The sequence below is a fragment of the Nocardia sp. NPDC060249 genome, assembly GCF_042728755.1.
In the GTDB taxonomy this organism is placed as follows: domain Bacteria; phylum Actinomycetota; class Actinomycetes; order Mycobacteriales; family Mycobacteriaceae; genus Nocardia.
In genome coordinates, this window is record NZ_JBHXAQ010000001.1 from 29,850 (window position 1) to 40,808 (window position 10,959).

General features: G+C 67.5%; 11 protein-coding genes. 9 read left to right on the top strand and 2 right to left on the bottom strand.

Features of this window, described 5'->3' with window-relative positions; genetic code table 11:
• Window positions 1-2: 2 nt before the first annotated feature.
• Window positions 3-692 carry a ferritin-like fold-containing protein gene (locus ACFWFP_RS00160; protein WP_379292328.1) on the top strand — a complete coding sequence of 230 codons (690 nt, stop codon included), beginning with the start codon at window positions 3-5 and terminating at the stop codon, window positions 690-692.
• Window positions 693-708: 16 nt separating this feature from the next.
• On the opposite strand, the gene ACFWFP_RS00165 is transcribed toward ACFWFP_RS00160, so the two are convergent.
• Window positions 709-1,566, bottom strand: coding sequence for a helix-turn-helix transcriptional regulator (locus ACFWFP_RS00165; RefSeq protein WP_379292330.1), 858 nt, complete (start codon window positions 1,564-1,566; stop codon window positions 709-711).
• Between the two features lie 115 nt (window positions 1,567-1,681).
• On the opposite strand from ACFWFP_RS00165, the gene ACFWFP_RS00170 reads away from it, so the two are divergent.
• Window positions 1,682-2,218, top strand: coding sequence for a YceI family protein (locus ACFWFP_RS00170; protein ID WP_379292332.1), 537 nt, complete (start codon window positions 1,682-1,684; stop codon window positions 2,216-2,218).
• A gap of 99 nt (window positions 2,219-2,317) precedes the next feature.
• Window positions 2,318-2,545, top strand: coding sequence for a DUF3107 domain-containing protein (locus tag ACFWFP_RS00175; RefSeq protein ID WP_067450585.1), 228 nt, complete (start codon window positions 2,318-2,320; stop codon window positions 2,543-2,545).
• A 59-nt stretch (window positions 2,546-2,604) separates the two neighbouring features.
• On the opposite strand, the gene ACFWFP_RS00180 is transcribed toward ACFWFP_RS00175, so the two are convergent.
• Entirely contained in the window at window positions 2,605-3,288 is a 684-nt protein-coding gene (locus ACFWFP_RS00180) for a TetR/AcrR family transcriptional regulator (RefSeq protein WP_056812916.1), read from the bottom strand.
• Window positions 3,289-3,495: 207 nt separating this feature from the next.
• Here ACFWFP_RS00180 and ACFWFP_RS00185 point away from each other — a divergent pair, with 207 nt between their 5' ends.
• The 6 genes from ACFWFP_RS00185 (at window position 3,496) to ACFWFP_RS00210 (ending at window position 10,948) form a co-directional block, all read left to right on the top strand.
• A complete protein-coding gene (locus tag ACFWFP_RS00185) occupies window positions 3,496-4,572 on the top strand; it encodes a DUF3152 domain-containing protein (protein WP_379293702.1) in 1,077 nt (358 codons plus the stop codon).
• A gap of 119 nt (window positions 4,573-4,691) precedes the next feature.
• The gene (gene moeZ, locus ACFWFP_RS00190; RefSeq protein ID WP_379292334.1) at window positions 4,692-5,873 is read left to right on the top strand and encodes an adenylyltransferase/sulfurtransferase MoeZ; all 1,182 of its coding nucleotides are present in this window, start codon (window positions 4,692-4,694) and stop codon (window positions 5,871-5,873) included.
• 110 nt (window positions 5,874-5,983) lie between these two features.
• The gene (locus tag ACFWFP_RS00195; RefSeq protein WP_379292335.1) at window positions 5,984-6,835 is read left to right on the top strand and encodes a TIGR02569 family protein; all 852 of its coding nucleotides are present in this window, start codon (window positions 5,984-5,986) and stop codon (window positions 6,833-6,835) included.
• 172 nt (window positions 6,836-7,007) lie between these two features.
• Window positions 7,008-8,864: an SCO2524 family protein gene (locus tag ACFWFP_RS00200; RefSeq protein WP_379292337.1), complete on the top strand. Its 1,857-nt coding sequence runs from the start codon at window positions 7,008-7,010 to the stop codon at window positions 8,862-8,864.
• A 4-nt stretch (window positions 8,865-8,868) separates the two neighbouring features.
• Window positions 8,869-9,789, top strand: a complete 921-nt coding sequence (locus tag ACFWFP_RS00205; RefSeq protein ID WP_379292338.1) for an SCO2523 family variant P-loop protein — start codon at window positions 8,869-8,871, stop codon at window positions 9,787-9,789.
• 157 nt (window positions 9,790-9,946) lie between these two features.
• Complete coding sequence (locus ACFWFP_RS00210; RefSeq protein ID WP_379292340.1) at window positions 9,947-10,948, top strand: SCO2522 family protein; 1,002 nt, start codon at window positions 9,947-9,949, stop codon at window positions 10,946-10,948.
• Window positions 10,949-10,959 lie beyond the last annotated feature (11 nt).

Here is a 10,959-nt window from a genome sequence, read left to right on the forward strand (position 1 = left end):
TCATGGGAGCCCAGACCTCTGCCGCGCCGGAATTCTTCTCGACCCAGCCGCTTGCCGCGGACCACGCGGGGGTGACGGAACTGTTCGCGGTCCTCGCCTATGGCGAGCTGTCCGCGTTCTACCGGCTTGCCGAAGAGGCGAAGCAGGCGCCGTCGCTGCGCGGCCGGATCGGCGTCGCCAAGATGGCCGCTGCCGAGCTCGCGCACTTCGAGACCCTGGAAGCGGCGCTCACCGAGCGCGGCGCCGACGCCGAAGCCGCGATGGCGCAGTACCAGGGTGCGCTGGACTCGTACCACGCCTCCACCGACCCGTCGACCTGGCTCGAGTCGATGGTGAAGTTCTACGTCGCCGACGGCCTGGCCGCCGACTTCTACACCGAGATCGCGGGCGCGCTGCCCACCGAGGTCTCCGATGTGGTGCGCGATGTCCTCGCCGAGACCGGGCACTCGCAGTTCGTGGTCGACGAGGTCCGCAGCGCGGTGGCGGCCAGCCGCTCCGAGCGCGACCGCCTCACGCTGTGGGGACGCAGGCTGCTCGGCGAGGCGATCACGCAGGCGCAGTTCGTGATGGCCCAGCGCGACGAGCTGGCCGAGCTGGTCCTCGCCGCCACCGGCGACCTCAACGGCATCGCGACCCTGTTCGACCGCATGCAGCAGCGGCACGCGGCCCGTATGGCCGAACTGGGCCTGTAGCCGGGGCGATCAGTCGTCAGCCACCGATCGCGTGGTGCTGGACCAGGCGCAATTCCGGTGTGCGGGATACGGTTTCGCGCGGTAGCCAGATCACGACCTGTTGATCGTTGTCGGCGGCCAGCGTCTGCACCGTGTAGGTGATGGTGCCTCGGGTGGGGTGCTCGAAACCGAGCAGGGTGGGCAGATCCTCCGCGAGGCGGTGGGGTTGCCAGCGGCGGGCGAACTCGGGTTCCTCGCACAGGTCGGCGATGAGTTCGGCGACGCGTTCGTCGTCGGGGCGACGCAGGCGCGTTCTGGCGAGCTGGTCGGCGAGCTGGTCGGCGAACTGGGCCCAGTCGGTGACCGTGGCGCGGGCGAGCGGATGGCGGAACGCCCACAGGGCCAGGTTGACCAGGTCGGGATTGTCGAGCAGGCCGAGCGGGGCGGCCAGTTCCGACCACGCGGTGTTCCAGGCCAGCACGGTGGCACGGGGGCCGAGCGCGAACGCCGGGGTGGGGTCGAGCGAGTCGAGCACACCGCGCAGTGCGGGGGAGACCTGATCGAGGGCGGGATCGAAAGCGGTACTCGGGCACCGGGCGTCGCTGCTGGTGGTCAGGGCCAGCCAGGCGAAATGGCCCCGCTCGGTGTCGTTGAACCGCAGGGCGGTGGCGAGCGCGTCGACCACCGCCATCGACGGGTTGGTGTCGCGGCCCTGTTCGAGCCGGGCCAGATAGTCGGCACTGACACCGGCCAGCACCGCGACCTCTTCACGGCGCAGTCCGGGGGTGCGACGTCTGCCGCCGCCGGGCAGGCCGACGTCGGCCGGATTCAGCTCGGCTCGGCGGGCGACGAGAAGTTCCGCGAACGCCGAACGAGCGCCTGGATGATCTGCCATGTCTGCGCCTACCATGTCTCGATGGTGCCTGGTCATGGCGTTGTCAGCCACGCCCTGCCAGGACCAGGATAACCGCGGTCTGGTTAACGGACCGTAGTCCGGTCAGGGTGGAGACATGACTTCCTCGACACAGACCCAGCAGTTGAAGACCGGATCCTGGGCCCTCGACACCGCCCACTCCTCGGTCGCGTTCACCATTCGCCACCTCGGGATCGCCAAGGTGCGCGGCGGCTTCACCCGCTTCCAGACCGAGTTCGTCGTCGACGAAACGGGCGCGGCCACCCTCGGCGCCACCATCGAGCTCGATTCCTTCGACACCAGCAACGCCGACCGCGACGCCCACATCCGTCAGGCCGACTTCCTCGACGTCGCCAATCGCCCGACCCTGAGCTTCCGCGCCACCCAGCCGGTTCGGGTCGCCGAAACCTTCACCGTCACCGGTGAGGCCACCCTCGGCGCGATCACCCAGCCGCTGACCCTCGAGGTCGAATGGGGCGGCATCGCCGACTTCCCCGACGGCACCCGGCACGCGGGCTTCTCCGCCACCGGCGCCATCAAGCGCACCGACTTCGGCGTCGGCGTCGCCATGCCGGGCATGCTGTCGGACACCGTGAAGATCGAACTCGAGATCGAACTGATCGAGCCCGCCTGATCCGTTCGCTCAGAGCGCAGGCGGCTGTGACACCGGTGTCGGCGGCCTGCATTAGCCTGGGACCTGACAACACAGGACTCTTACGTTCGGAGGTTGGCCGTGGAGGTCAAGATCGGTATTTCGGATAGCCCGCGCGAGCTCGTGATCAACAGTGCGCAGAGCCCTGATGAGATCGAGGCGCTGGTGTCCGATGCGCTGAGCGGCTCCGCCGGTGTCGTGTCACTCACCGACGAGAAGGGCCGCAAGTTCCTGATCCAGGCCGCGAAGGTCGCCTACGTGGAAATCGGCTCCCCGGCCGTCGGCCGAGTCGGCTTCGCCACGATCTGAGCTGCGAACACAAAATGCCCCGCCGTTGCGATGGCGGGGCATTTTTCGTCTTTGCGGACTCAGAGGTCCTGGGAGTACGCGCGCTGGGCGGCGGTCAGCGGCACGTGCTTGAGGCCACCCCACGCCAGTGACACCGTGGTGTCCACGGCTTCGTCCTTGGGAACCGGGCGGTCGGCTTCGAGCCAGTAGCGCGCCGAGAACTGGCTGGCGCCGACGAGGCCGACGGCCAGGATGCGGGCGCGGTACGGATCGAGACCCGAGTCGTGGGCGACCAGATCGAACACCGCGTCGACGCACGCCTCGGTGGCCTGCTCGACCCGGCGCTGCACCTGCGGTTCGCTGGTGAGGTCGGATTCGAAGACGAGGCGAAAGCCCTGCATCTCGTTGTCGACGAAATCGAAGTACGCGGCGACCGCGGCCCGCACGCGCTGCTTGTTGTCGGTGGTGGAGCGCAGCGCCTGGCGCACGCTCGACACCAGGATGTCGACATAGTTCTGCAGCACCGCCAGGTACAGCTCCAGCTTGCTGGCGAAGTGCTGGTACAGCACCGGCTTGCTGACCCCGGCTACCTGAGAGATCTCGTCCATGCCCGCCGCGTGGTAGCCGCGCTGGACGAAGACCTCGCTGGCGGCGAGCAGCAACTGCTGGCGGCGCTCGTCGCGAGGCAGGCGGGTGCCGCGTTTGGCCGGGACCGTCTCCGGCACCGATCGGCGCGAGGGCATGCGGTCCACGAGGTCAGTCATCTCTGCTCTCTATAGTCGATTCCCCTGGCCGCCGGGTGTGCGGTCGGGTATCCCACGAACGATACTCGCACGGTGTTCGCCCTGCGTCTCGCCCTGGAAATGTAGTACCAGCCCACGGAGTTCGCCGGGCCGTAACCGGGCTAACTCCTGCGGCCGCCCGCACGGCGGATGAGCGCACTGTGAGAATGTGATGGGGTGACCGACCGGATGGATGACCATGCCGACGGCGGGCGCGATGTCGCTCGCTCCACGCAACCCTCCGAGTCCGGTGCTGTCACGTCGACGCCGGAGGGGCGGGAGTTGCAGGTCTACGACCCGCTCGGGCTCTATCAGCCCGCCGACCGATCCCGCCAGCCGCTGCGTGCCCGCTGGGATCCCACCGACCACGACAACGGCCGCCCGCGCAGCCCACAGCGTGCAGCGAAGAAGCAGAGCGCGCTCGGCCGATTCGTCTCCGCCTACGGGTGGCGTGCCTACGCGTTGCCGGTGCTGCTCGCCATCACCGTGCTGGTCGTCGTCGACGCGGTACGCACCGGACCGATCCCGCCGCCCGGCGATCCCGGCTTCGGAGCGCTGAGTCCCAAGGTGGCCCAGTCCGGCATCATCGGCGCACCCCCCGGCGACGGTAAGTTCCCCGCCGATCTGCCGTTGGGAGCGCTGCCGGAAGGCGGTGAGTACGTCGAGCGCGCGGCCGGTACCTGGCATGTGGTGCCGGGCACCAGCGCCCAGGTCGGCGTGGGCACCGAGCGCGTGTTCCGCTATACCGTCGAAGTCGAGGACGGTATCGACACCGCACCGTTCGGTGGCGACATCGCGGTGGCGAAGATGGTGGAGACCACCCTGGCCAACCCGAAGAGCTGGACCAACGACCCCAAGTTCGGCTTCCAGCGCATCGACGCGGGCCCGGCCGACTTCCGGCTCTCGCTCACCTCTCGCGAAAGCACCCGCGCCGCGTGCGGCTTCGAGATCCCGATCGACTCGTCGTGCTACAACGCCGACCTGGACCGGGTGGTGCTCTCGGAGGTCCGCTGGGTCCGCGGCGCCCTGGCCTTCGACGGCGACATCGGTTCCTACCGGCAGTACCAGATCAACCACGAGGTCGGCCACGCCATCGGCTACCACGGCCATCAGCCGTGTGAGACCGACGGCGGGCTCGCCCCGATCATGATGCAGCAGACCTTCGGCACCAGGAACAACGACATCGCCCTGCTCGACCCCCACGGCGTGGTCCCCGCCGACGGCAAGAACTGCCGCTTCAACCCCTGGCCGTACCCGCGCGGATAGTGGCCTCGCCCATGCGGGAACATGAACGGGGAAGAACAGCGCGGCAGGTCTTGTTGTAGTCAGCAGAGCGGCCACCGGTTCACGGCCGCGCCCGCCGCCATAGATACAGGAGTTCTCACGTGTCTCTTCAAGGGACGTTGCCGCCGCTCGTCGAGCCGGCCGCGGAACTGACCAAAGACGAAATCGCTCGCTACAGCAGGCACCTGATCATCCCCGATCTCGGTGTCGACGGTCAGAAGCGGTTGAAGAACGCCAAGGTCCTCGTGATCGGCGCGGGCGGCCTCGGCTCGCCTGCCCTGCTCTATCTGGCCGCCGCCGGTGTCGGCACCCTCGGCATCGTCGAGTTCGACGAGGTCGACGCCTCCAACCTGCAGCGCCAGATCATTCACGGCGAATCCGATATCGGCCGTCCCAAGGCCGACAGCGCCCGCGATTCCATCCTGGAGATCAACTCCGGGATCGACGTGCGGCTGCACAAGATCCGTCTGGAGCCCGAGAACGCCGTCGAGCTGTTCGCCGGCTACGACCTGATCGTCGACGGCACCGACAACTTCGCCACCCGGTACCTCGTCAACGACGCCGCCGTCCTCGCGGGCAAGCCGTACGTGTGGGGCTCGATCTACCGCTTCGAGGGCCAGGTCTCGGTGTTCTGGGAAGATGCCCCGGACGGGCGCGGCATCAACTACCGCGACCTGTACCCGGAGGCCCCGCCGCCGGGCATGGTCCCGTCCTGCGCCGAAGGCGGCGTGCTCGGCGTGCTGTGCGCGTCGATCGGCTCGGTGATGGTGACCGAGGCGATCAAGCTGATCACTGGCATCGGCGAGACGCTGCTCGGGCGCCTGATGGTCTACGACGCACTGGACATGAACTACCGCACCATCAAGCTGCGCCGCGACCCACAGCGTGAGCCGATCACCGAACTGATCGACTACGACGCGTTCTGCGGTGTCGTGTCGGAGGAAGGCACCGCGGCCGCGGCCGGGTCGACGATCACCGCCGCCGAGCTCAAGGACCTCCTCGACGCCGACAAGGTCGAGCTGATCGACGTGCGCGAGCCGGTGGAATGGGACATCGTCCACATCGCGGGCGCGACGCTGATCCCCAAGGACCGCATCCTGTCGGGCGAGGCGCTCTCGGAACTGCCGCAGCACAAGCCGATCGTGCTGCACTGCAAGACCGGCATCCGATCGGCGGAGGCGCTGGCCGCGTTGAAGCGCGCCGGTTTCGCCGACGCGACGCATCTGCAGGGCGGCGTGGTGGCCTGGGCCAAGCAGATCGATCCGTCGCTTCCGGTCTACTGACCCGATAGCCACCGGTTTGCGACCTCGCCGCGTGTTGCGGTGAGGTCGCAAAGTGGAGTACACAGCGTGCCTTGGGTCGCCTGCGGTGATAACGGGGTTACGGTACGGCCGTGACCTCAGTCGAACCTCCCGAGCATGTGCGAGCCACATTCGGGCTTCGCGAAGTGACACCGGTTTCCCTCGGGGACTGGGACGGTGGCTGGCGCATGGGTGACGTGGTGCTCAGCCCCGTCGCCGACCACGCCAGGGCCGCGTGGTCGGCGAAAATCCGCGAGCACCTGGCGGTCGACGGGCTGCGGGTGGCTCGGCCCGTCCGCGCCACCGACGGCCGCTATGTTGTCTCCGGTTGGCGCGCCGACACTTTTGTGGACGGCGCTCCCGAGCCCCGCCACGACGAGGTCGTATCGGTCTCGCTGCGTTTGCACAAGGCGACAGCGGAATTGGAACGCCCCCGCTTCCTGGTCCAGCCGCCCGTCGCCCCGTGGGTCGACGTGGACGTGTTCGTGGCGGCCGACCGCGCCGCCTGGGAATCGGTCCCGCTGCGCACTCTGCGGGCGGGCGGGGTTCCCGTCGCCACGACCCCCGACGGCCAGCGTTCCCTCGAACTGATCGGCCAGCTCTCCACCCTGCGCAAACCCGTCCGCAGCCCCGACCAGCTCGTCCACGGTGACCTCTTCGGCACCGTCCTGTTCACCGGCGCCCATACCCCCGGCCTCACCGACATCACTCCTTACTGGCGCCCCGCCACCTGGGCCGCCGGGGTCGTCGTGGTCGACGCACTGGCCTGGGGCGGGGGCGATGACGGCCTGCTCGACCGCTGGGCCACCCTGCCCGAATGGCCCCAGATGCTGTTACGCGCCTTGATGTTCCGCCTGGCGGTTCACGCGCTGCACCCGCGTTCGACCCCCGAAGCGTTCCCCGGCCTCGCCCGCACGGCGGACATGGTCCGTTTGGCGCTGTAAGAGCGAATTGCGCGCATCGTGACCATTGGGTCGTATGTGATCTCAAATCCGTTGAGACCCAACGTTTCCTGCACGCCCACATGCTATCTTCATCGTGCATCGCCGCCATGTGTCCTGCCCTGGACCCGGGGGACCCACCGCGGCCCGTCACGAGCGGTGAGGATTGCTACGGGTGAGAATCCAGCCCAGACAGCAGATTCTGGATATTTGGAGCGCCATGCTCTCGGCCTGCTACCGGGACGAGAAATGGCACTGGGACGGCGTCCTCGACGCCAATTCGATCAGCGATTCCGAACAGCTGCTGTGCCTGTTGTATCCGGCGACGGAGATCGAGAGTTTCGCGCTGGATCGGCCGGACGCGATGTCCGACGACGTCAAAGTGGCGTTGGAGGCTTTCGGCGGGCAGGCCAGAATCGGCATCACGGTGCTCGGGCTCGCCGAGGAGTACCTGGCCCGCAACACCGGCGAAGACGGACTACCCCGCTTCGACGCGGGTAGTTATCTGCGCGCATCCGAGGACGGCGAACCGACGCAGGCGCAGCACACACTGGAAGTGGTGGACGGATACTCGCTGTCGGTCACCGTGTGCATCGCGGCGCTCGGCTTCGCGCGCGTCTTCGATCGGTGGGCGCGCACCGAGCGGCGTAAGGACATCAGTACCCGGCTCACCGAGCTGAGCGCGGGTTTGAGCACGCGACTGACCGCGGCGATGACGGGCCTCGTGCGCAGCTTCGTGGTCAACACCGCCTCACCCCGCTCGCCGTCGGGCAAAGCGATGCTCGGGATGCTCAATCAGTCGGGCCAGCCCGAGAAGGCCGTGATCGATGCCGTCGCCCGCAGCCTCGAGCGCGTGCGCGCCCGGCTGCGCAGCGACGTCACGCTCGGCCGGGCGCCGGAATCCGAACTCGACGACGAGGATCTGCTCTTCGAGTGTGGCTGGAGCTGGGGCATTGTCCAGGGGGCCGACCCCGTCGATTTCGTGCCCGCGGCGATCGGCTCCGGCGTGGGATTCGCCGACCCCCGGCCCTATCTCTACTTCACCATCACCGCGCTCGACGGCATCAACGATGTGCTGTCGCAACGAACCAGAGAGCTCGACCTGCTCGACGAAACCCAGTACCGCCTGGCCGAGGCGCTGCGGCTGCGCTGGGACATCACCCAGCGCTACTGGTCGACCGTCGCCCGTTTCGGCACCGGAACCTGGCCGCTGGAAGACATTCCGTGGCGCACCTCCGACGGCGAGGAATCGGACTATTTCAGTCTCATCGTGTCGGCGGTGCTGATCCAGGAACTGGTGGCCCGCACCGCCTCCGATGACGATCTGACCAGAGCGATCGGCATTTTCGACGAGTTGGCCAGGCGCGGCCGCATCATCCGCAGACCGACGCAAGCCGATCCGTCTGTCGCCCTGCACTATCCGGGCGTCCGGATGAAGCTGCGCGGGAGCGAACTGGTCGAGGGCGGTGGGCCACGGCTGGAATGGATCGCCTCGGATTTCGCGCCCGTGCTGCTCAAGCGCTCGCTGCAGGCGGCTCGCCTGTCCGGCAACATCACCGCGCGCGACCGGTTGATGGAGTTGGCGAAGCAGGTGATGGATCACCTCGATCTGCGCATGATCTCAGACGGTGACGCGGCCGGCCTGTGGGACGACCCCGGCGCGGCATTCGGTGCGGTGGCCCGATCGGGGCAGACCCTGCCGTCGTGGTACATGACCGAGCGTGTCATCGAATGCCTGGTGGCCGCCGACCGCACCTACCGGGAGGCGCCGTTGCGATCGCCCGCGATGGTGGTCCGGGCGGTCGAGCTGCTCAACGAGGCCGAGCACCTGCTGAATCAGGAAATGCTCAATGTCAGCATCGAGGACACCTCGGCCAATCGCATCGCGCTCGACGGTGTCGAGCAGCAGCTGGCCAGGGCGAGAGATGTGGTGAATCTGCAACCGGGAACGGCGTTCACGCTCGCCTCGGCAGCACTGATCGAACTCGATCGACTCGCCTACGCACGCCTCGACGCGATGAGGAGCACCTGATCAGATGATCGTCTTCGCCACCTCCGACAAGGGCGGAACGGGCCGGTCAGTGACCAGTTGCAACCTGGCCTACCGGCTCAGTCTGCGCGGCATCAGTACGGCCTATCTCGACTTCGACTTCGGCTCACCCACCGCGGGCGCCCTGTTCGAGATCGGCTCGGTCGAACGCGGCACGCAGACGGGCAACGGACTGCACTCGTATCTGCGCGGCCACAACAGCCTGCACCAGCGCATCGACGTGCGGACGAGCACCAATCGGGATGCGTTGCGCAGCCAGCGCTCGCGCGGTGGCAAGTTGGTGCTGCTGCCGGGTGACGAGGGCGGTGGCGAAGCCATGTCGGCCAACGATCCCAAGGTGGTACGGCGCTGCCGTGAGCTGCTCCTCGATCTGGACAGCACCTTCAAAGTGGTGATCGTCGACCTCAGCGCCGGCCGATCGGTGGCGATGCAGATCGCGCTGGAAGCCACCCGGCCGCTGGACATGCCGGACAAGGAAGTCTGCTGGCTCGTCTATCACCGGTGGACCCGGCAGCACTTGATGGCCGCGCAGGGTTTGGTGCACGGGCCCAAGGGCTTGCTGAAGACGGGGGTCGAGCTCGGGTACGTGCCCGAAGACCTGCTGGCCCGAATCCGCTTCGTGCGCACCGCTGTTCCCCGGGTCACCGATGAGCATGCCGCCAGCGGCGGCCCGCAAGCGGCGTGGTTGCTCAAACAGAACGACGCGCTGCGTTCCCTCGCCGCGGAGTATCGGCTCGGTGCGGGCGCGCTACTGGGGGAGACGCCGGTGGAACCGGTGCTGCAATGGCGCGAACAGATCGTGCTCGACGCCGATGTCAATGCGGGTATCGCCAATCGGGCGACGGTGGAAGCTTTCGAAGAGCTGGCGCGCAGACTGTGGGACAGGGCGACGTGGGTTCGGGTGTAGTCGCCGCAGGTGCCGACCATTGACATCTGGACAAAAGTTGCGAAAGGAACTGGGGGAAGGGAAGATTCGAAACGGCGTGTCGAAATCTAATTCGCCGCTCCGTGGCTAGAATCGCACGCGGTTCTGTCCGGGAACGGTTGACAAAGGGGCTGTAGTTGTGGGTGGCGCCGTCTACGCCGAGTCGACGGCGTCTGTGCGTGTCGAAGCTGTTCCACTGGCGCACGTATCGATCGAAGTCGGTCATTTCTACATGTCCGATCTGATCAACGGTGAAGCGGCGATCACGGCCCAATTTCGCCGGGTAGCGCCCTTGGTGGAGATGTTCACCGAGGTCGCGAGACAGGAGTTCGCCGCCGCCGCCGGTGGGGCCTCCCGCGTTCGGGTGAGTACCTGCTTCCTGCTCGACGACTACTTTCAGACCGACGCCGATCCGCGGGTGATCGTGCCGAACCTCTTGCGCATCGCCGCGGAATCCGGGGTGCGGATCGACTACCTCGGCAGCGAAGCGGGCTGCAACAAGTACCTACGTCGGCAGAACGAGGAATCCCGGATTCCGTTGGCGCAGATGGTCGCTGACTCGATCATCGCCGAACCCGCACCGGACAGCGCCGGTCGCCGGCCGCCGACCGCGGAGTCCGGATGGCTCTGCAACGGTCAGCGATCCAGTGACCGCGAGCTGGAGCAGGCGATGGAGGTGACCTACCGGCCGTCGGCGGAATTCGCCGCGCGCAATCATTCGCTCTTCCTCGACGTCGAGATGTGGCGCGACCGTGGCGGGACGCAGGAGGTCCTGTGGTCGTGCCCCTTCCTGGCGTCGGTCTGGCAGCTCCTGCGTCTGGGCATGCTTCGCTACGAGGGAAAAGCCGTGGTGGATGCCGAACAGTGGGATCAGGACCGAGAATGGCCTGCTCGCTGGGAGGAATTCCCGAGTGTGATCAAGCTGCAGGAACACGCGCCGCCGTTCGCGGCGTTCAGGTCACTGTCGATCCTGCCGCAGCGTTATGTGGGCATCGAACACGCGGTGCGGATGATTCTGGGCCACGTCGAGCCCGATCCCGCCGTCGTCGAATTGCTCGCCCGGCGGGCTCGCGAGCAGCACATCGAGCTGACCGGCGACGTCACCGACCGGCTCTCCCACTTCTTTCTGAGCACCGTCTGATCCCGTGCCAC